General features: G+C 50.3%; 14 protein-coding genes. 5 read left to right on the top strand and 9 right to left on the bottom strand.

All coding sequences use genetic code 11. The features are described from left to right. Positions 1-293: 293 nt before the first annotated feature. Genes ACLBLI_RS17720 through ACLBLI_RS17710 form a run of 3 tightly spaced genes read right to left on the bottom strand, consistent with a single transcriptional unit; the run spans position 294 to position 4064 of the window. Positions 294-749 carry a PaaI family thioesterase gene (locus ACLBLI_RS17720; protein ID WP_414828854.1) on the bottom strand — a complete coding sequence of 152 codons (456 nt, stop codon included), beginning with the start codon at positions 747-749 and terminating at the stop codon, positions 294-296. Further along, entirely contained in the window at positions 739-2178 is a 1440-nt protein-coding gene (locus ACLBLI_RS17715; RefSeq protein WP_414828853.1) for an aldehyde dehydrogenase family protein, read from the bottom strand. Before ACLBLI_RS17715 ends, ACLBLI_RS17720 begins: the two co-directional genes overlap by 11 nt. Beyond that, positions 2175-4064: an AMP-binding protein gene (locus tag ACLBLI_RS17710; protein WP_414828852.1), complete on the bottom strand. Its 1890-nt coding sequence runs from the start codon at positions 4062-4064 to the stop codon at positions 2175-2177. Before ACLBLI_RS17710 ends, ACLBLI_RS17715 begins: the two co-directional genes overlap by 4 nt. A gap of 317 nt (positions 4065-4381) precedes the next feature. Between ACLBLI_RS17710 and ACLBLI_RS17705 the strand changes: the two genes are divergently transcribed. Together ACLBLI_RS17705 and ACLBLI_RS17700 are read left to right on the top strand one after the other, a co-directional pair. Then, the gene (locus ACLBLI_RS17705; RefSeq protein WP_414828851.1) at positions 4382-4870 is read left to right on the top strand and encodes a hypothetical protein; all 489 of its coding nucleotides are present in this window, start codon (positions 4382-4384) and stop codon (positions 4868-4870) included. Positions 4871-5245: 375 nt separating this feature from the next. Then, a complete protein-coding gene (locus ACLBLI_RS17700) occupies positions 5246-6802 on the top strand; it encodes an alpha-N-arabinofuranosidase (RefSeq protein ID WP_414828850.1) in 1557 nt (518 codons plus the stop codon). A gap of 186 nt (positions 6803-6988) precedes the next feature. Here the strand turns inward: ACLBLI_RS17700 and ACLBLI_RS17695 are convergent, their stop codons facing one another. From ACLBLI_RS17695 to ACLBLI_RS17670, 6 genes are all read right to left on the bottom strand, one after another. Further along, entirely contained in the window at positions 6989-9373 is a 2385-nt protein-coding gene (locus ACLBLI_RS17695) for a TonB-dependent receptor (protein WP_414828849.1), read from the bottom strand. A gap of 193 nt (positions 9374-9566) precedes the next feature. Beyond that, complete coding sequence (locus ACLBLI_RS17690; RefSeq protein WP_414828848.1) at positions 9567-9905, bottom strand: MFS transporter; 339 nt, start codon at positions 9903-9905, stop codon at positions 9567-9569. A gap of 30 nt (positions 9906-9935) precedes the next feature. Continuing rightward, positions 9936-10757, bottom strand: a complete 822-nt coding sequence (locus tag ACLBLI_RS17685; protein ID WP_414828847.1) for an MFS transporter — start codon at positions 10755-10757, stop codon at positions 9936-9938. A 333-nt stretch (positions 10758-11090) separates the two neighbouring features. Beyond that, positions 11091-13226 carry a 3-hydroxyacyl-CoA dehydrogenase NAD-binding domain-containing protein gene (locus ACLBLI_RS17680; RefSeq protein WP_414828846.1) on the bottom strand — a complete coding sequence of 712 codons (2136 nt, stop codon included), beginning with the start codon at positions 13224-13226 and terminating at the stop codon, positions 11091-11093. A gap of 260 nt (positions 13227-13486) precedes the next feature. Next, entirely contained in the window at positions 13487-14047 is a 561-nt protein-coding gene (locus ACLBLI_RS17675) for a BON domain-containing protein (RefSeq protein ID WP_414828845.1), read from the bottom strand. A gap of 383 nt (positions 14048-14430) precedes the next feature. Continuing rightward, entirely contained in the window at positions 14431-16584 is a 2154-nt protein-coding gene (locus ACLBLI_RS17670) for a TonB-dependent siderophore receptor (RefSeq protein WP_414828844.1), read from the bottom strand. Between the two features lie 141 nt (positions 16585-16725). On the opposite strand from ACLBLI_RS17670, the gene ACLBLI_RS17665 reads away from it, so the two are divergent. From ACLBLI_RS17665 to ACLBLI_RS17655, 3 genes are read left to right on the top strand one after another with little or no spacing between them, the layout of a single operon-like run. Beyond that, positions 16726-19299 (top strand): efflux RND transporter permease subunit, encoded by a 2574-nt coding sequence (locus ACLBLI_RS17665; RefSeq protein ID WP_414828843.1) that lies wholly within the window; start codon positions 16726-16728, stop codon positions 19297-19299. A gap of 12 nt (positions 19300-19311) precedes the next feature. Further along, positions 19312-20115: an outer membrane lipoprotein-sorting protein gene (locus tag ACLBLI_RS17660; RefSeq protein ID WP_414828842.1), complete on the top strand. Its 804-nt coding sequence runs from the start codon at positions 19312-19314 to the stop codon at positions 20113-20115. Next, on the top strand, positions 20115-21452 hold the full coding sequence (locus ACLBLI_RS17655) for a hypothetical protein (protein WP_414828841.1): 1338 nt from the start codon (positions 20115-20117) through the stop codon (positions 21450-21452). The genes ACLBLI_RS17660 and ACLBLI_RS17655 overlap by 1 nt, the downstream gene beginning before the upstream one ends. Position 21453 lies beyond the last annotated feature (1 nt).

The following is a 21453-nucleotide window of genomic DNA, read 5'->3' as shown; positions in this document are numbered from 1 at the left end:
AGCAAGGTTTATATTAAGGTCTTAATTCTGATACGAATGAGAGTTAATCGACAGCCAGCACCCGTGCCAGCGCCGACATTGTGATAAATAACACTGTCTTTCACGACATGAAAATCAAAAAAGGCGCGCCTTATTGTGCAATAAGTGTGATGTCTCTGGCTTACGGTATCGCACTTGCAATTACACAAATACGTAAATACTCAAAGGTGCAAGTAAGCAAAGGCGCTGCCGTTCTTAGTGACAGTGACTTTCCAACAGTAATCTGGTTGTTTCGGCGCTCCGCTGTCAGGGAGTCACAATACCAGTGGCACGCCTGCGTCATGCTCGCTACCCGAGCGCAGCCGGAATGTGCCTTCGCCTATAGCTAACAGGTTACCTTTATCGTCGAAGACTTCGCCGCTTGCATGGTAAACCCGGGTGCCTTTTGCCCGGACTTTGCCCACGGCGCGAAGCGTTCCCTGCTGGCACTGACCGGTAAAAGATGTGGTCAGCGACAGAGTAATGGCTTTTCTGACATTACCGCGTACAGTGCAGTAGGTTCCCGACTGGGCACAGACTATATCCAGCAACGTGCTGAGCACGCCGCCGTGCACCACGCCACCAAGATTTAGGTGGTGCGGTTCGATATCCAGAAAGACTTCGGTTTCTCCCGCAGCCCAGCGGCCTTGCTTATATCCCAGTAATTTATGAAAACCCGCATTCATCAGTGCCTGTGAGGCTTCATGATAAGGCGGTGTATCATGGTGCATCGTAAAAACCCGGTATGGATTTGGTTTCCAGAAAATCGTCGAGTCCGTACTCACCCCATTCTCTGCCGTTGCCCGATTGCTTGTAGCCTCCGAACGGGGCAGTTAAATCCGGGTGGGCGCCATTGATGTGAACCATACCTGTTCGCATTCTTCTGGCAACCTGACGTGCCCGCTCTGGTGAGCCTGATACATAACCCGACAAACCATACGGACTGTCATTGGCAATACGCACAGCATCGTCTTCATCGTCATAGGGCATGATACACAGTACCGGGCCAAAAATTTCTTCCTGAGCAATGGTCATGTCATTGGTGACGTCAGTAAATATGGTAGGTTTTATAAAAAAGCCCTGTGACAGGTGCGACGGAAAGTCACTGCCGCCGGCTAACAGGGTTGCGCCTTCCGCTATTCCGGCATCAATCATTGCACGCACTTTGTCGAACTGACGCTGGTTGGCAACCGGACCGATGCGGGTTGTTTTCTCGTTTGGATCGCCAACGCCCTGCAGGGCTTTTTCTGCCACCGCGCGGGCAATGTCATTCACTTCCTCTAACCGCGACGCTGGCACCAGCATGCGGGTAGGGGCTGTACAGGTTTGTCCGCTGTTAGAAAATACTGACTGAACGCCAGCTTTAACCGCTTTGGCGAAATCAGCGTCATCTAACAGAATGTTGGCTGACTTGCCTCCTAACTCCAGGGACACTCGCTTCACGGTATCCGCCGCAGATTTAGACACGGCTGTTCCCGCTCTGGTAGAACCGGTGAACGACACCATATCAATATCAGGATGTGAACTCAGTGCACTGCCTACTATTGCACCATCGCCATGCACCAGATTAAATACCCCAGCCGGCACACCGGCGTCATGCAGTATCTGCGCGATAATATCGGCGCTTATTGGCGACATTTCGCTGGGCTTAAGCACCATGGTGCAACCCGCAGCTAACGCCGGGATCACCTTGCACATAATCTGATTAACTGGCCAGTTCCATGGCGTGATCAGGCCAACTACACCGATAGGCTCCTTGCGCACGCAGGTTGTGCCCTGCTGATGCTCAAACGCAAATTCACTGAGAGCTTTTGTAAAGGCATCTATGTGTGCTATTCCCATTGCGGCCTGCAAGTCGGTAGACAAACTGACAGGCGCCCCCATCTCCAGCGTAATCGCTGCGACCAAATCACTGTACCGGGCTTTATACTGTTCCCGTATCGCCTTCATGATATCCAGTCGCTGCGCTACTGTGGTTTGTGACCACGACACAAATGCCGCCTTTGCTGCTTTCACGGCACTGTCTACATCGTCGACAGAGCCCAGCGCAACTGCGCCATAAGGCTCTGCTGTTGCGGGATTAACCAGTGCCTGGGTCCGTGTTGAGTGTGGCGCACACCATTGGCCCTGAATATAAAATTGCTTGCTGTCTGTTTTCATTGTGACTCCGAGTCAGAAGAGGCCGCTTTGGGGATCGCTATGACGCCCGGGTACAGCGGCTCCTGATAAAGTTGTTCTACCTTGTTTTTACGCAGACTCAATACGGCGGACTGATTTATACTGCGTTTGTCGGACACTTCACCGGCGTCAGCATCTGGCGGGGTTGTCAGCCAGGAAAAGCGCCGGATACGCATGGATGCGCCCGAGTGTGCTGTGTTGTGTTGCAGGAGTGCCTGTCTCACTTTGTGCGTCAGTGTGTCACTTTTCAGCAAGGCGACAAGGTCGTCCTCGCCGGGCACAACGGCTTTTATCCCTTCCGGATTTGGCCAGGCCAGTATGCCTAAATAGTCTTTGTCCTGGCCAGTAATGACGATATCTGCGACCAGCGGCGTTAATGCGCTTAACAGCAGCGAGCGCAATGCGCCAGTGTGAACCCAGGTGCCGTTGAGTAATTTAAAATCTTCGCTAACCCGGCCGGCAAAGCGCAGGCCTTTTTCTGGGTTATCGTCGTCTATCCATTTCACGGCATCGCCGGTACAGAAATAGCCCTGATCGTCAAAGACCTCCTGCGTCTTGGCGTCATTGTTCAGATAGCCGGTCATTATTTGCGGGCCTTTTACCCGCATCTCGAACTTGTCGCCAACGGGCACCAGTTTCAGTTCTGTACCCGGCAGTGGCAGACCCACCGAGCCCATGCTGTTGGTGGTCCAGTGTACGAGTGTGATAACTGCGGCACTCTCTGTAGAGCCTAGTGCATTTATCATTGGAATACGATGGCCGGTCTCTGCTATTGCCAGCTTTTGAAAACGATCGTAGGTAGACTGCGGCATGTCGGAGCCGCCATAGCTACACCATTCAAGTTTGCTAAAGAAGCGCTTTCGCAGTGCGTCGTGTTTCTCCAGGGCGTCCAATAACAGTGCGTAAACTGCGGGTACAGTGGTATAGGAATCGACGGCGACATCAGCGATGTTTTTCAGGGTTGTCTCAAATTGTCCTGGTAGCGGCTTGCCTTCGTCGATATACATGGTGCCGCCATTGTAAATCACCCGGTGAATGTTCTGGTTTCCGGCATAGGTGTGATGCCAGGGCATCCAGTCCAGAAGTGTTGGCGGGTTAGTATCTGGGTCTACGTGGATAAGCGAGTTAAGTGCTGACTGAGTATATGCCAGATTACCATGCGTATTCATCACCCCTTTCGGGGCGCCGGTAGAACCAGAAGTGAACAAAATTTTGGCGACGTGGTGAGGCGTCAGGCAACGAATAGCATTCGTAACGGCCTCGGTAGCCGGAGTGTTTATCAGGGTATCGAAAGCAACGGCATTGACAGATACGGCTTCCGGATTATCTGCTTTTACATAAATTACAGGAATGCGACGCAAATCCAGTGCGTCCAGCGCACGCTGATACATAGCGGCATCCTGCACAAAGACAGCCCCGGGGTTCACCGTCTTTACGATAGCCTTAAGCTTCTTAAAGTCTTTGCTGAGCAATGAATAGTTTGGCGAAACCGGCGCCAGCGGCACGCCGGCTTTGTATCCTGCCTGAATGAGAGTGGCATGCTCAAGACTGTTGCCGGACAGGATCAACACCGGGGATTGTTGTCCCAGGTCCTGATTTAATAACCACTGGGCAATATTGTCCGATTGGTTGTCCGCATCCTGATAGGAAAGATGTTGCCAGTCACCTCTGTGTGGATTTCGTTGTGCCATAAAACTACGCTGCGGATATCGCATAACGGTGTGTTTGAACATAGCGACCAGGTTGTCGTGAACCGGGCGCAAAGAATGCGTGCTGACAACATATTGCGAGCCATCGCTACGAATTTCCCTGCTGACTTGAGGGGGCTCCCAGTTGTTTTCGGGAAACGTCGCATTTTCAGTATTCATCGCTCTCCAATGGGCCTTTTCAATACTATGTTGTAATGTTGTTAATACTGACAGAATTGGGATTGCTGCAAAATCATAATCCGCATTGCGAAACTATAAGCCTAGTTTATGGTAGCGAGATCATGTGCTGATAAGCGTTATCTGTGAATGTGTCGACAAAATAATCGGCTGTTGTTAAGAGAGGAAGGTAGTTTTATGTTTTTCGCAGCGTAAAAAGATAAATCTGTGCGTTATGAGATAGTAAACACTGACTTCACTGGAAAAAAGGTTGCGAGTTTGGCACCATTACCAGACTGACGATTTCAGGGAGAAACTTCATGAAAAAAGGCGTGCCGCTTATAGTAAGCACTTTATTTCTTGCATCTTGCAGTCCACGCCCTGCTTACCAGGAAGTAATCAGTACTTTTCAGGATAATCGGCCGACATTTACCATGATAGCGTCGCTCGCCTGCGACATCGGTAAACGGTCGCAACAGGCGACGTATCAGGTGACCGGCAAAACGCCAAAGGAAGAAGAGCTTCTGGCGCTGGCCCAGACCGTAGATATTGATGCCATTACGGTAGTTCGCGAGTCAGAACGTTGCCGTTTGTCTATGCCGGTTTGGGAGGCTACCGATGATACGGTGTGGACCCGCTATGCCTATCGGTACAATGTCAAGTTACCCCATCCCTATCTGCAGGAACAGCATGCTTATCAGCAGATCACCAGCTCGGTATCGCAAAAGCAGCCGTCAAGCATGGGGTTCGATATGAAGTTGTCCAGTAAGTGGTTTTTCAGTTTCAAAGCCAGCCACGTTAATCCTTAAATTGCCAGGGGCCAGAAGACTCTGGCTCCTCCTGCGCACTTTTTAGTTACGACGTAACTTTGCCCTGCAGTTTCATCATTCTCCTGTTTCAATTGCGGTCGACGAGCAATGGCCTTCGAGCAATCTTCAGCCGATGGCCTGAAGGTGTAGGTCATAATACGCCCAATCTATCGCGCGGATAATCGTCTGGCGTACAGGCGTTGAGGTTGTAAATCATCCCGCACCAGTGCGCGTTGTTTCGTCGGCGTGAAATTCGAACAAAGTAAGTATCAGGATACGAAAATTCATAAAAAAACATTCAAATCTCATTACCTCCGTTGGGTGTCAGAAAAGTTACACTGCATGTTGGCTTTTTATATATGGAATGTGAATGTAATGTTTAAGCTTAAACCTTTGTTGTTTTGTTGTTTCACTATGGCGGCTTCGACGGCGCTTGCGAAATCTGACAGTGTTGACATTAATATCGATGTGCAACAACCCGGTGCGGTGTTGAATAAAAACATTTACGGCCAGTTTATGGAGCATCTTGGTCGCGGTATTTATGAGGGAATTTGGGTAGGGGAAGACTCAGACATACCTAACCAGGATGGGTTTCGGTTAGATGTTTTACAGGCCCTGCGAGAATTAAAAGTGCCGCTACTACGATGGCCAGGCGGTTGTTTTGCTGATGAATATCACTGGCGCGATGGCATTGGTCCGCGTGATGAGCGTCCCAGAACCGTAAACAGTAACTGGGGTGGCGTGATTGAGGATAACGCATTTGGCACGCACGAGTTTTTCGCGTTCGCCGAATTGCTGGGAGCGGAAACCTATGTAAACGGCAACCTGGGCACCGGCAGTCCCCGCGAAATGGTAGAGTGGTTGCACTACATGACCTCAGATGCCGATACCACCATTGTGCGTGAGCGTAAGAAAAATGGCCGTGAAAAGCCGTTTAAAGTTGATTACTTCGCAGTGGGAAATGAAAGCTGGGGGTGCGGCGGTAACATGACGCCAGACTATTACGCCGATCTCTACAAACAATACTCTGCATTTCTGAAGGCGCCGGAAGATAACATGCCTAAGTTTATTGCCAGCGGGGGCACCGATGATCAGACCGAGTGGACACGTACGCTGGCAGAAAAAGTGAAGCCTTCCTGGAGTCTGCGGATGGATGCCATCAGCCATCACTATTACACTATTCCTACCAGTGACTGGGAGGTAAAGGGCAGTGCAACGGGGTTCCCGGAAGAAGAGTGGTTTTCAGCTTTGCATCGGACACTGCGTATAGAAGACTTTATTGAAGAAAATATAGCCATACTCGATGAATTGGATCCTGAAAAGAAAATTGGTTTTTACGTTGATGAGTGGGGCACGTGGTACGACGTTGATGAGGGGACTAACCCCGGCTTTTTGTATCAGCAAAATACGCTGCGCGATGCCGTTATCGCCGGGCTGAATATCCACGTTTTCAATCGCTATGCTGAGCGTGTTCAAATGACCAACATTGCCCAGATGGTGAATGTATTGCAGGCGATGATTTTAACCGACAAAGAAAAAATGGTATTAACGCCTACATATTACGCATTCAAAATGCACATCCCGTTTCAGGATGCGACCTACCTGCCAGTCAGCATAGACAATACGCCCGAATACAATCATGGCGATGCGAGTATTCCGGCAATCAGCGCGTCTGCGGCTAAGGCAAAGGATGGCAATGTGTACTTATCGCTGGTAAACACACAGCTTGAAGGTGAAGTTGACGTAACGCTGGATGAGGTAAAGCAGGTTCAGGGTCAGGTATTAAGCAGCGAAAAGATGGACGAGCACAACACCTTTGAACAGCCAGAAAACATTACACCGAAAGCGTACTCTGTCAGTGTAAAAAATGGCAAAGCGGTGGTCACCGTACCGGCAAAGTCACTCATGGTACTTAACCTGGGGCAGCTGTAATTTGAGACGTGAAAATGTGTCTGTGCTGAAGAGTCTGCCAAACGCTAATAGTTAATGTTTGCAGATCTGCAGACACTACTAAGACATCGCAGACCATAAAAAATGCCAGTCAACGTGTTGACTGGCATTTTTGTTTTCACAGGTAAGGTAGCCTGAATCGGTTATTGCGACCGTTGTTTCAACCTGTTAGTAGAAGGTATAGGTGGCTTCTACACCGATGATACGGCCTTTGGACAAGGGCGAAAACGTACCAAACGAGAGTTGCGTGTCGCCGCCGTGTTTCACCTCATCAAACAGGTTTTTACCGAAGACAGAGAACACCCAGCTGTCGTTGTCTGTTCTGAAATCAATACCGGCATTCAGGATCTGCAAGTCATTAATGTAGCCTAAATTGTTATCGGTATAGAAGGTTTTGTCACGGTAAGAGTAATTCACCCGGGAAGTCATGACGCCCCAGCCTTCCAGTTCCAGATCGTGGGTCAGCCCGACACTGTAAGTGATGTCTGGTACCCGCGGTATTTTCAGTTTTTCGTCAGCGCCATCTACCATTCCGTCGCCGTTAAGGTCGTAAATGACATCCGTATAGTCTGCGTCAATCAGGCCTAAATTGAAGGTGGCGGCGAGGTTTTCGGTAACACGTACAATACCATCGAATTCCAGCCCCAGCATTCTGGCTTCGGCGGTGTTTTTAATAATCTGAATAACCGAACCATCCGGTGCCGGCAGGTTAACTTCCCGCTGCATATCGTCTATTTGGGTCAGGAATACGGCAGCATTAAAGCGACCCCAGTCATGATCAGACTTATAGCCAACTTCATAACTGTTCACGGTTTCTTCATCAAACGGACCTGGCCCATTCGCTTCGCGAAGTTCCGGCGTGCTGATATCGGCGGTATTTCGTAAGTTATAGCCGCCTGAGCGGAAACCTTTACTCCAGTGGCCGTATATGGTCGTTTGATTATCATACTTGTAGGTTGCGCCCACTTTTGGCGACACGCTGGTCCACTCTTCGTCATCAACAAAATCAAAGGCACAATCATTGTCCAGGTAGATGTTACAGACCGGCCCCTGCGGAATGATAAATCCCTCGTTTATAGAAGAGACATTGCGGTTCAGAGACGCAATTTCTACTGACTTCTCTTCGCGGGTGTAGCGAAGTCCCGCTGTCAGTGTCAGCTTCTCTGTGAGGTCGTAATCCACAGCACCAAAAACACCAACGCTCTTAGTATTGTGGTTACCACCGCCATCCTGGTAAATGCCTGCGGCCAGCAGCTCCGGTACGCCATCACCCGTGATATCCTGCGATACGTTAGTCAGCGGCAGTAAGCGTCGCTCGTGGTAAGTCAGGTCATTATCATAGTGATACAGACCCACTGTCACGTCAGCTTTATCAATGGGCTTGTTGTAGCGAAGTTCATGGGTAGTCTGCTCTGAGGCAGTCCACGCATCGGAATGGAAAAGGGTAAATGGCTGGGAATCAATATCGCCAAGTGACGGTGAATAATAATCGCGATATCCGAAGATATAGGTAGCAGTTCCGCCGCCGACATTGTAATTCGCCGTGAATGAGGCCAGCTCAGAATCCATTTCCTGACTACCGCGCTCATTAATCGAGAAGTCATGTGAGTCGCGGTCAAAGGTTTGTGCAAATGGTGCCAGCGGATGCGGGCTGGGAAACGCAATATTTGGGTTAATGCCCAAACCGTTGGTATGGTTCTGTGACGCCGGGCCATCACCTTCCGCGTCCATATCTTCATATTTGAAAATCATTTCAAGATCTTCAGTCGGCTCCCAGTATGCGGTACCGCGCAAAATGGTCTGCTTGAAGGCGCCGTGATTGCTGCCATCAAAACTGTTTTTAAACCAACCATCGTCATCGGTATGATACACACTGAACTTGGTAGACAGGGTATCGGTAACCGGAACACTGACGGTGCCCTGTACGGTGGTTTGGTTGCCACCAGGACCGCCGCCGGTCAGAGACGCTTTAATGCTGCCAGCCACGGTATCTTCAGGGCGCTTAGTGGTAATAAGCACCGCGCCACCGGTAACGTTACGGCCAAACAGGATCCCTTGAGGACCGCGCAGAACCTCGACACGTGCCACATCAAACATGTCGGTGACGACACCGCCATTGGTCCCCACGTAAACGCCATCAATAAATACGCCTACAGTCGGGTCAATTGACGGTATCGAACTGTTTACCCCAAGGCCACGGATTGAGAAGTTGGCGACACCGCGCGCGGTGCCCACATCGTCCATCACCACGTTGGCAATACCAACCGACAGATCATTGAAATCTCTGAACTTCATGGCTTCCAGTTGCTGTGCCCCAAACGCGGTAATGGCTACCGGTACATCCTGAATGGATTCCACCCGTTTACGAGCGGTAACCTCAATTTTTTCAAATAGTTTATCTGTTGCCTTTTTTGACGTTGGTGCTGACTCTTGCGTTGCGCTTTCTTCCTGCGCAACAACCTGCGATGCGGCGAGTGCCATTGCAACAGAGGATGCCAGTAAGGTACTGGTGAATCGAGTTCGGGTTCTTGCTGTGGTTGACTTGCTTATCATGTGCGTGTCCCTTTGAACGGTTTGATATCAAACCTGTTAACGGTATGTTATAAATTTGATAACTAAGCTAGCACTGGCAAAATCAACGATCAATATAGTGGAATGTGTTTTCGCATAGTAAAACCAATTTTAATAATGATGGTGAAAAATTAGCGAGAGTGATAGTGGTCGCCCAGCCCTCGTAACTACTGGTTCAGCGGGATCGGGAGGGGGCCAGCTGCGCAATGGCGATTAGTGTGAAGACAGCTATCAGAGCCGTAGCAGCCAGAAACGGGAGACGATGCCCGTAGGAATAGAACAAAGCAGAAACCGGCGGACCAACCACATAGCCCATTGCGGGTGTTGCCGTGATCATCCCGGTTACGGTGGCCTGTTTTTCGGGGTGACAACGACTTGTGGCAACCGCAGCGATAGAGGGATACCCCATCCCCATGGCCAGCCCCAGTAACATCATGGCGCAATACAGCCCGTAAATAGTCTGATGTAAATACAGTAACAGGTAAGCAGCAGCCAGCAGCGGCATTGCTATCATGATTAGCTTTTCCGGACGGGCACGGGTTCGCTAAACAATAAGTAGTTGCACGCCAAGTGAAAAAATGGCGCTTATCATCATGGCCAGGCCAACGCCCTGGGCGGCTTTTACAGGCGTTGCCCCGTAGTGATCAATCAGGAAAAAGCCCAGCGTTTGCTGCATCATAGCCATGGCGCAAAAAACGCTGGCGCATAATGTTATCAGTAACGCTGTCAGTGGTTTCAGAGTCTCTGTTGCGACAGCCTCCGGCTGGCTGTTTTGCGGCGATGATGGCATGGCAACATGGGCCGGTAATTTGGCCCATACCAGAAACAGTGCTATCAGTGTCAGCAGGACAATCGAGTATAGCGGTGTCAGCAGGCCAAAGCCCACTAAAGCCCCTGCATAGGTGGGCCCGAGAACCTGGCCGAGATTGTTCGCGGAGGTCACCTTACTGATAGACTTTACCCGCTGCGATAACGGACTGATGCCAATCGCATAACCCACTGCAGAGGGCGGCGTGGCTGACATGATGCTGGATTGCAGGCTTCTGGAGAGCAACAGCGATACAAACAATACGCTGCCGACAATATAGCCGTTCAGACCTAGCGCCCATACCAAAGCAAACAACAGTGTACCAAGGGTATAGCCGGTGAGACCCACCATTAAAATACGTCGGTGACCCTGCTTTTTCGCGATACGGCTCCAAAAGGTCGTTCCCAGTGCAAAGATAAATGCCGAGCTGGACATGATGACAGCTACCTGAAACTCAGTCAGGCCGGCGTCTCTTCCAAGGGAGGGTAAGGTGGTGAGCACCACACTCTGACCCATTGCGGTAGCCAATAACGCGAAGAACAAAATTCTGAAGGGCATGCTAAGGTTACATCCGGATCTATCATTGACTGGTGCTGCCGGGCACCCCTATCGGTTTGAAATGCATTGCCGCATCAGGCATAAATCTCGCCGGTTTCACGCATTATACCGTAAAAGTCGGTCAGGTAACGCCGTCGCCGCGGTTATACAGGCTTGTTGTGTTTGCGGCAAAAGGCGCAGCGCAGCCACACTGTCTCTGTGCCCCGTGCAATGCTCTCCAACTGCTGGCGACATCCGCTTTTATCGCAGGAGAACACAACTGTACGGTGCGGTTTGGCATTGCCTATTCTACACAGGTCGAAACAGAAACCCGATGAAGGGAGTCAATTTTATTCAGGCGCGACGTTTACCTGTGCGCTCACCCGCTGACAGCGTGTCATAACTTGCCAGCGGCATGCGCGCTGCCATGGCCTGTATCAGGTAAGCAGACGGTTTCCAGCGAGGTCCTGACGACTTTTCCAGTGCGTTAAGCTCTGCCACTACATTGTCCAATCCCAGACTGTCGGCATAGCACAGCGGCCCTCCACGAAAAATAGGAAAGCCGTAACCGTTTACCCAGATAACATCGATGTCGGAAGGACGCTGTACAATTCCCTCGTCAATAATTTTACACGCTTCATTGATAAGCCGAAGTGTGAGGCGACGAACAATGGTGTCGTCATCAATTGGCACCCGACTAATCGATAAGTCTGCCGCTGTAGTGTCGATAATCTTGTCGACAGCAGGATCGGGAATCGGCGCTCGACAGCTTTGTTCATAACGGTAGTACCCGGCTTCGGTACCTTGCCCTACTCGTTCAGCTTCAACCAACTTGTCTGCTACAGGGCTGGTAACAGGTAAGTTATCTGCGCCGCGTTGTTGTCTTGACTTGCGGGCATGGTAGCCAGCCTCCAATCCAATCAGATCTGCCATTTGAAATGGCCCCATGGCCATCCCGAACCGGCGCATGGCATCGTCTGTTTGCACAACGCCGGCCCCTTCCAGCAGTAATGCATCCGCTTCTCTGCTGTAGACCGACAACATCCGGTTGCCAATCAGACTGTCACTGCCGCCAGAAAGCACTGCCACTTTTTTCAGCGAACGCGCCATCGCCATGGCGGTAGCGACGGCCGCGGGTCGGGTAGCGTCACCCTGCACAACCTCAACCAACTGCATTAAATGTGCTGGGCTAAAAAAGTGCATGCCGACGAGTTGGCCTGGTGATTTGAGCCCCTCAGCCAGTGCATTAATATCCAGGGTCGATGTGTTGGTTGCGATTACTGCGTTAGAGGAAAGCAGGTTGAGTAATTCGGTGAACAGGCGCCGCTTTGCATCCCTGTCTTCCTGAATCGCTTCAATAACCAGATCCGTCCCTGACACATGACTTAGTTGTTGAGAGGTAGAAAGTCTTGCGAACGCAGCATCCCGCTGTTTGTGTGTGAGTTTATGTCTTCGCAGTAAACTTGTCAGCGACTGTTCGATAGCTGCTCTGGCAGTATCCAGTGCATGTTGGTTAAGATCTACAAGTGTTACCGGGTATCCGGCCAGCAGGCAGGAAGTGGTGATACCCTGTCCCATTTTCCCGGCGCCGACAACACCAACGGTGTGTACGGTGATTGGTGTTGTCTCTGCTGCAAGCAGGTCCACTCGCGGGGCACGGCGCTGCGCAAAAAACACGTAACGCTGGGCACGGGATTGATCGGACTGCAAACACTCGTTGAACAAGCTGCGTTCAAAACTTATGCCTTTGGCGAATTTACCTTTGGTCGCGGCCTCGACGGCATTCACTGCCGCCAGTGGCGCATTGAAACCGGGGGCGGCGGCTGCCAGCTTGTCGCGGTAATCCTCAAAAAAGTCTTTGTTCAACACTGCCGTATTGACTTTACGCTCGCTCAGGCGACGAATGGGAGAGTGTGTGCGCAGTAGATGTCTGGCATACTCTTTGGCGTTATCCAACAAATTCTCATCGACCACTCTGTCAATAAGTCCGCTTAGACCGCCCTCTCTGGCACTGCTGAACTGGGCAGAGGTAATCATGTTAAGGGCGGCTTCGGCACCAATTAATCTGGGTAAACGCTGCGTCCCCCCGGCACCAGGCAGGATCCCCAACTTCACTTCCGGGCATCCCAATTGCGCGTGACTGTGTGCAATTCGATAATGGCAGGTTAATGCCAGCTCCAGGCCGCCACCCAGCGCGTTACCTTCGATTGCCGCCACTACTGGTTTTTCAATATCGTCGATGATTGCGAGCAATTCAGGTAGTGAAGGCGCGTCCGTAGGCTTACAAAATTCATGAATATCAACACCGGCAGAAAACGCACTGTGTTCGCCATGTAATACGGCTGCGAGTAGCTTTTTGTCTTTTTGAAAGGCGAGAAAAGCGTCCTTCAATTCGCGTCGAACGCGACCGGAAAGGGCATTCACCGGCGGGTTATTGATAGTGATGATTGCTATATCATCTTCTCTTTCAAGCTTTACCACGTCACACATGAGCGAAACCTCGTTATCAGCCTGCCGGCATTGTAAACTAAAAGTTGAGTTATTGTAAAAGATTATTTCGCACTGCGGTATTTGATGTTGTTTTAAAAACTGAAAGTGGGCTGTTAAAAGTCCGTAATCAGGCTTTGAAAGGCAGTTGTTCGACTTCCCGATGACAAAAGTACTGCGAAAAGGACAAAAAAAATGCCCGCTAAAATAGCGGGCCAAATCAGAGGTAATGTTAAGGCCTGAATAGGCCTAGAGGGGAGAGGTTAACTGTCTACAGACAGTTCACTTATTACGTCATCGACGTCATCAGTGTTCGTTGCTATGGCTATCGCCAGATCCCGTTCACTTTCGGATCTCACGGTGCCAGAAAGAGTAACAATCCCTTGTTTTGATTTAACATCAATGTCGATACCAGAGAGTTGATCGTCCAATAGTAAGCGGGTTTTAATTACCGTTACTACTTTTGCATCCTGCAAATCTCGTGTGAACGCGTCCCAATCACCATCAAAATCATCTGGTGTGATCACAGACAACCGGTTATCAACAGATTCAACACCATCCAGCGACTTGACTAACTCCGTGGCAAGCGCTTTGTCGACTTCACTGTCGACCTTTCCTGTTAGGATGACTTTTCCGTCCCTGACGTCCGTGTTTATGTCGAATGTGTTTAACTGACCATTGAACAGAAGCGTGGCTTCGGCTTTACCATCAATCCATGCGTCCTTGGCTGATGCTTTCCATTGGTTGCCCGAATCATCAGCGAGTACTGGCGAAGACAAGGTCAATGCTGCAATCGTTGCAGTTACGCTAAATAAACGTGTCATTGCTGTCTCCTGTTCGTTGTCTGTATTAATCAGTAAGCCAAGAGCGTGCCAATCCTGTAAAAATGCCGTAACTAATTGATAATTATGAGTTGTTTATAGATTCTTGAGATCAAAGATAAATTTATTTTCATCTTGTGAGTATTTTTTTCTCATAGTGTGTCGTTTCTTACAGACACAACTACAACGAAAGTATAATGAAGGAAATTTTGCAGATACAGTCACCAGGGATTACCGTGAGAAACACCGCCACGCCCTACTGGTTAGTTTGATGGGCCTTAACGAAATAACAAATCGGTAATGTGTTGCTAACCGTGAAATCTTGACTGTTGGTATAAAAAAGGTGCTGGCTAATACAAAAGGCTTAGCAGCACCTGTCAGGGAGACTAGTATGTCCAGTTTACCGACAACATATAATTGCGCGGTGCACCATAGAAGCTTTGTGCCCAGTACAGCGTGGTTAAATAGCGTTCGTCCGTCAGATTATTTACGTTCGCGCTAACCCTTACTGCGTTAGTCACATCATAGCTGGCCATCAGGTTAACCAGGGTGTAGCTGTCCTGACGGGAGTAGAAGGGGACGCCGTCGACAGCACCCTGCTCGCGAAAAATGGCATCCTGCCACTGCACGGATGCGCCCACTCTCAATTCTGGCATCGATTCAAACTGATAGTTGGTCGCCAGGTTTAGCTTCTTCTCTGGAGTGTAGGCTTCAACCTGATCATTACCATCAATATCAAATACCGTTACCCCCAGTGAGGTTTGCAAATTCGGCAGAAGCGCGCCGGAAATATCCAGCTCCCAACCTTTTGAATTAATGCCTTCACTGCCTTCATACACAGATTCCGGTACGCCGGTGACCGGGTTGACGATATCTGCTGAATACACAGCCAGGTTGGTCTGTTTGATATCAAAGTACGCCACGGTTAAAAGTGCACTGTCGTTGAACAGTGAAGCTTTCATACCCACTTCAGCCGCTTCGCCGGTAACCGGGTCTAGACGTTCGAAGTTCTCGTTCTTCTCAGTTTGCGTCTGGAAGGTTTCGGTGTAGCTGGCATACAGGTTGATGTCGTTATTCAGTGCGTAAACCAGCCCTGCGTATGGCACCAGCTCTGAAGCATCTGAGGTTTCATCTACGGCGTAAGACGTGCCTTCAATTTCTATATCGTTATAACGCGCACCAAGAATCAGATTCAGATCACGACTCAGAGTAAGGTTAGTGGCGGCATAGTATGCCGTCTGGCGCTGAGTAACATCACTGGTGTAGTCCGGGCCCGTATCGGTAAGTTCAGGGAAGGGGACATCGCCGTCAAAATCGTCCGTGGCTGGTAAGGCCGGGAAACCGTTGCCGGTGTGGAAGTCGTAAAGAGAGCGGTCCTGATACTCAAGATGACCATAGTTTACTCCGAATACTACGTCGTGACGCTGACCAAATGCCTCAAACACGCCGCTTAATTTGATGTCGGCATAGTCTTGCTTATCATCAAGATCATACTCGCTGGCATAACCAATCAGACCCAGGCCCGTCTCAGGATCAATCGATGAGTAAGTATAAAACAGCAATGAGTCCTCATCGGTATCTACGTGCATGTAGTCTGCATTCAGCGTCCAGTCTGCAGACAACTGATGTTCAAGACTGGCGAATACGCGGGTATCGGTCACATCCCAACGTGACCAGTCAGCCGCAGTGTTAGTGCTGGTTGGAAAATTCGTCGGCGAACCGTCTGAATAAAACAGTGTGAGTGCGCCCCACATGTTACCTTTGGCATCGCTTTTTTGCTGGCTTGCGCCGACCAGAATTTCAGTATTTTCAGACAGGTCGGCAGATAGCACACCATAGGCAATCGTTTTGTCGACTTCGTAGCGGTCCAGATACGACGCTTTATCTTGCTTTGCCAGCACCACACGACCACTGACGTTGTCGGTAAGTTTGCCTGATGCATCGACATCCAGGCGCTTGTTGTTCCAGCTACCAATTTGGCCACGAACTGATACAAAGTTATCTTCGGTAGGCTTTTTTCTAACCAGATTAACGGTTGCTGATGGATTGCCCACGCCTGTCATCAGGCCATTAGCTCCCCGAATGACTTCTACGCGGTCGTAAATTGCGGTGTCCAGATCGCCATGGGTGTTGCCGTTGATGACCGGCAAGCCCAGCCCGTCCACCTGGAAGTTGGAAATATCGAAGCCGCGGGCCGTATAATAGGTGCGATCCGTCTCTACTTCTTCTACATTTACGCCAGTCACATTATTCAGCAGAGTGTTTACATCGTTCAGTGAATAGTCGCGGATCTGCTCAAGGCCGATAACCGACACAGACTGTGGTAGATCTTTAATACTGATCGATAACGGTGATGCACCCTCTGCTTCATTGTAGCGATACCCCTGTAGACGCTGACCGCTGACAGTAAGCTTTTCGATATCACTTTCACCGGGTACCTGCTGTACATTCTGGTTTTGCGCAGAATTTTCCTGAGCAGATAATGCGGTAGAAAGACCTAATGCGAGTAAAGTTAAAGGAAAGAGGCGTGAAGCTTTCATAGTGTCCTTGATCTAAAGTGTAGTGCAAATGAGAATGATTCGCAGTAAGTTACAGCTTATGGCGTTTTCTTTCAAGGATTGCGGGTAAAAAGATATATAAGAAAGTTGATATATAAGATTATGTGCATATAATAGGAATACATGTCATCAGGTAGTGTTGCCGGGAAAATGAAAAAGATATTGCATTGGGTAGTCGAGTTTAGTACGCAAAAGCCGTTGTGGGTGTATGCATTGCTGCTACTGATTGCGGTGGGCGCTGGTAGCCAGATACCCCGTATCCAGATTGATACCGATCCGGAAAATATGTTGAGCGAAGATCATCCGTCGCGGGTTTTCCATAACCAGACAAAACGTGATTTCGCCATGCATGATGCGATTGTGGTAGGTGTCGTCAACGAGGGCGAAGACGGTGTGTATACCCAGACGGCCTTATCGGACATTCATGTGCTCACCGATGAAATTCTTGCTATCGAAGGCGTGATTGATGCTGACGTGATGTCGGTCTCAACGGTAGACAATATCTCCCAGGAAGGCGCGGGAACGATTCGTTTTGAATGGATGATGCCACGCCCGCCAGCCTCTGAGCAGGAAGCGCAACAAATCAGAGAGAATATTGAACGTCTGCCGTTGTTTTACGACACGCTGGTGTCGAAGAATGCCAAAGCGGCTGCCATCTATGTGCCTATTGCTGACAAAAACGAAAGCTACCGCATCGCCCAAGACATTCGCGCTGCAACGCAATCACTGACAAGCAACAACGCCTGGTATATCACCGGCCTGCCGGTGGCGGAAGATCAGTTTGGTTTTGAAATGTTTGTACAAATGGGCATTTCAGCACCGCTGGCCGGGCTGACAATCTTTATCCTGTTATTCCTGTTCTTCCGTAATTTGCCGCTAATTACCGCGCCCATGGTGGTGGCAATGGCCACCGTGATTGTCACCATGGGCCTGCTAATCGGTTTTGGTTTTACTGTGCACATCATGTCATCCATGATCGCCATCTTTCTGATGCCCATTGCGGTAGTAGACTCGGTGCATATTTTGTCAGAGTTTTCAGACCGGTATAAACCGGGCGAAAGCGCATCGAAGACCATTACTAAGGTAGTGGAGCATTTGTTCACGCCGATGCTGTATACCTCAATAACTTCATCGGTTGGTTTCTTCTCGCTGATGCTAACGCCCATTCCACCGGTGCAGATTTTCGGGGCCTTCGTGGGTTTCGGCATTCTGTTTGCGTTTATGGTAACCATTACCTTTATTCCGGCCTATATTTCCCGTATGAGCGATAGTGCCCTGACTAAGCTGCAGGCCACTTTGCATGAGGGAAGCAGTGAAGGGTCGCGGGTTGCACGGATTGCGCGCGGGTTGGGGTACATTGCCAATCATTATCGTGGGGCACTGCTGGTGACATTCGGCGTCATTTTCGCAGTCTCGGTGTGGGGCATTACGCAAATTCAGATTAACGACAACCCGGTGCGCTGGTTTAAGTCCGATCATGAAATTCGCGTGGCTGACCGGGTATTAAACGACAATTTCGCCGGGACATACAATGCATACCTGGTGCTGAGTGATGAGCGTGCGATGCCAACAGTTGACTCATTGCTATCAGAGCCGGCCGCCCCGGCCACGCTGGATGCATGGCTTGGCACCGTAACAGCGAATGTGGCTGAACAGTCTCAGAACGAGCGTATCCAGTGGCTGATCATGGCCATTGACGATAAGCTGTTTGAGGTGGATAGCGCAGAAGAGCTGGCCTATCTGGATGCGGTCATGGCAAAGGCCGACGCCGCCCAGTCTGCTATGAAAACCTTTCAGTCGCCGGAGGTTCTGGCGTATATCGAGCGCATGCAGAACTACCTGAACACCACCGGCAAAGTGGGCAAATCCAACTCACTGGCTGATGTGGTGAAAGTGGTGAACCGTGAGTTACGTTCTGGTGATGAAAAAGATTATACATTGCCAGATTCCAGCGCCGCGGTCGCACAAACGTTATTGCAATACCAGTCGTCACACCGCCCCAACGATCTCTGGCACTTTGTCACGCCGGATTACCGCAGCAGCTTAATCTGGCTACAGCTTACCAGTGGTGATAATCAGGATATGACGGACGTGGTGTCACTGGTAGATCGCTATATTGACAGCAATCCGTTGCCTGCAGGCTTGTCAGCTGACTGGGCCGGAAAGGCGTACCTGAATGTGGTGTGGCAGGACAACATGGTGGCAGGCATGCTGGACAGCCTGCTGAGCGCGTTTGTCATTGTGTTTATTATGATGGTGTTGCTGTTCCGCTCTTTCATCTATGGCGTGCTGGCGATGCTGCCGCTGACTATTACCATCACGTTTATTTACGGGCTAATCGGCATTGTCGGTAAAGACTACGACATGCCCATCGCCGTGCTGTCCGCCCTGACACTGGGCTTGTCGGTGGATTTTGCGATCCACTTCTTAGAGCGCGCCCGGGCCACGTTTCGTGAAACCGGTGATGTTGCCAACACTATGAACAACATGTTTGCCGAGCCGGCCAGTGCCATTACCCGCAACGCACTGGTGATTGCCCTGGGGTTCACGCCACTGCTGTTCGCGCCACTGGTGCCGTACATCACCGTGGGCGTATTTTTGGCCAGTATTATGGCGATTTCTGCCCTGGTCACTTTGTTGGTTTTGCCAGCGTCGATGACCTTGCTTCGTCGCTGGGTGTTTGTGCCTTCGGAATAAGGAGAGGTAACAATGACATTTTTCAAACGTAAATTACTGGCTTCACTGAGTGCTGTGTTGTTGTTCGGCCACACGACCATGGCGCAGGATGTGGACGTAAACGCGCTGATTAAGCAGGCAGAGAAAATCGCGTATTACGCCGGCGATGATGGTCGCGCCGACGCACGTATGTTGATTGTGGATGCACAGGGCCGCAAGCAGATGCGTCAATTCACCATTCTACGCAAAGACGTGGAGGATAATGGCGATCAGAAAATGATGGTGTTTTTCTCACGGCCCACTGATGTGAAAGACACTGTGTTTCGGGTAGAGAAACACGCCGCCAATGATGTTGACGATGACCGCTGGTTGTACCTACCGGCGCTGGATCTGGTAAAGCGCATCTCAGCTGGAGACAAGCGCACCTCGTTTGTCGGCTCACACTTTTTCTATGAAGATGTGTCGGGCCGTGCAGTAGCGCAGGATAACTTTACGCTGCAGGATGAAACTAACGATGTGTACGTGCTAAAAGCGACACCCAAACAACCGGACTCAGTCGAGTTTGCGCATTACATCGTGCATATCGATAAAACCACATCGCTGCCGGTATTAATCGACTTCTTCAAAGAAGATGGTACGCACTACCGTCGTGTGGAAACCGTCACAGTAGAAGAGGTGCAGGGGTTCCCTACCGTGCTGCGCTCAAAAGTGTCTGACCTGGCTTCCGGCGGCTACACGTTGATGGAGTTTAGAAATACACAGTACAACATCGATTTACCGGATGATGTGTTCTCAGAACGCAGCCTGCGTACACCGCCGCTGAAATGGATTCAGTAATGAAGATATTGGCTTACGCAGCGTCGCTGGCGCTTACGGTGTCAGTGTTACCGGCAATGGCGCAAGTCGCCACGCCGCCGCCTGAAGATGAGTGGCAAACCGAAGGGTTTGACGAATGGGATGAGTGGGAAGAAAAGGACACCTCGCCATTAACTTTGGCTGGCTTCGTGGAGGTAGCTGCCGGACGCCGTCTGCAGAACGACCCGGCACTTTCTTCAGATACCACACTGGCAGATGTCCGCGTGCAACTGCAGGCAGATTACACGCTGGCGGCCTCACAAATCTCTTTTCGTGGTGATATCTGGTACGACGGTGTTACCGATGGCGTGGAAACCTCAGTGCGTGAATTGGCGTGGCAGGGGAACCTTGCCAGTCTCGGAGACTGGTGCAATCATTTCGACGTCAGAATCGGTCAGCAGGTGCTCACCTGGGGCACGGGCGACTATGTATTTCTTAATGATATGTTTCCCAAAGATTACCAATCGTTTTTTGCCGGCCGCGACGATGAATACCTCAAAGCTCCCAGCCTCTCGGCGAAAGTCTCTGGCTACTTTGATGCTTTTAATGTCGATGTGGTAGTGACACCGGAATTTGCGCCTGACAATGGAATTACCGGTGACTTCTTTTCGTTTTTTAGTCCTCAGACTGCCATGAATGTCGCACCGGAATTTACCGTGGCTGATGAGAACGAGCCTGATGGCAGTGAAGTGGCGCTGAGACTTTATAAAACAGTGGGGACCACCGAATACGCGCTGTATGGATACCGCGGTTATAACAAATTACCGCAGGCCGCCGACGATCTTGGCCGCCCCAGATACAGCCGCTTGAACGTGTACGGTTTTAGTGTCGTACGCCCGCTGGGTCCGGGTTTAAGCAAATTTGAATATGCCTATCATGATGCGGTGGAAGACAGTCGCGGCGACAACCCACGGGTACCAAACAGTCAAAGCCGCTTTCTGGTGGGGTACGAACAGGAGTTAGTAGCGAATTTAACCGGCAGTGCCCAGTGGTATGTGGAACGCACTCATGATCATGAGGCACTGCTGGCAAACTCGCCCTGGCCGGTTTTCGAGCAGGAAGGAACACGCCATGTGATTACCACGCAATTGCTTTATCGCGCGATGCGTCAAACGCTGACGCTGCAAGCTTTCAATTTTTATTCTCCGACCGACAAAGACGGCTATATACGGTTGAAAGCCACCTATTCACCAGGCGATAAATGGCAGGTAAGTGGCGGTGTGAATGGCTTTTACGGCACTGAAAATCACACCTTTTACAGTCAGTTTCGCGATGCGTCCAATGTGTACGTGTCGTTCAGATGGTTTTATCAGGAGTAAA

The sequence above is a fragment of the Alteromonas sp. H39 genome (assembly GCF_047556435.1).
GTDB lineage: Bacteria > Pseudomonadota > Gammaproteobacteria > Enterobacterales > Alteromonadaceae > Alteromonas.
This window is presented reverse-complemented; position numbering and strand designations above follow the sequence as displayed.

Bases quoted from the DNA above. Each gene is read 5' to 3' on its own strand.
- ACLBLI_RS17720 (WP_414828854.1), bottom strand. From the start codon at position 749: ATGCACCATGATACACCGCCTTATCATGAAGCCTCACAGGCACTGATG.
- ACLBLI_RS17715 (WP_414828853.1), bottom strand. From the start codon at position 2,178: ATGAAAACAGACAGCAAGCAATTTTATATTCAGGGCCAATGGTGTGCG.
- ACLBLI_RS17710 (WP_414828852.1), bottom strand. From the start codon at position 4,064: ATGAATACTGAAAATGCGACGTTTCCCGAAAACAACTGGGAGCCCCCT.
- ACLBLI_RS17705 (WP_414828851.1), top strand. From the start codon at position 4,382: ATGAAAAAAGGCGTGCCGCTTATAGTAAGCACTTTATTTCTTGCATCT.
- ACLBLI_RS17700 (WP_414828850.1), top strand. From the start codon at position 5,246: ATGTTTAAGCTTAAACCTTTGTTGTTTTGTTGTTTCACTATGGCGGCT.
- ACLBLI_RS17695 (WP_414828849.1), bottom strand. From the start codon at position 9,373: ATGATAAGCAAGTCAACCACAGCAAGAACCCGAACTCGATTCACCAGT.
- ACLBLI_RS17690 (WP_414828848.1), bottom strand. From the start codon at position 9,905: ATGATAGCAATGCCGCTGCTGGCTGCTGCTTACCTGTTACTGTATTTA.
- ACLBLI_RS17685 (WP_414828847.1), bottom strand. From the start codon at position 10,757: ATGCCCTTCAGAATTTTGTTCTTCGCGTTATTGGCTACCGCAATGGGT.
- ACLBLI_RS17680 (WP_414828846.1), bottom strand. From the start codon at position 13,226: ATGTGTGACGTGGTAAAGCTTGAAAGAGAAGATGATATAGCAATCATC.
- ACLBLI_RS17675 (WP_414828845.1), bottom strand. From the start codon at position 14,047: ATGACACGTTTATTTAGCGTAACTGCAACGATTGCAGCATTGACCTTG.
- ACLBLI_RS17670 (WP_414828844.1), bottom strand. From the start codon at position 16,584: ATGAAAGCTTCACGCCTCTTTCCTTTAACTTTACTCGCATTAGGTCTT.
- ACLBLI_RS17665 (WP_414828843.1), top strand. From the start codon at position 16,726: ATGTCATCAGGTAGTGTTGCCGGGAAAATGAAAAAGATATTGCATTGG.
- ACLBLI_RS17660 (WP_414828842.1), top strand. From the start codon at position 19,312: ATGACATTTTTCAAACGTAAATTACTGGCTTCACTGAGTGCTGTGTTG.
- ACLBLI_RS17655 (WP_414828841.1), top strand. From the start codon at position 20,115: ATGAAGATATTGGCTTACGCAGCGTCGCTGGCGCTTACGGTGTCAGTG.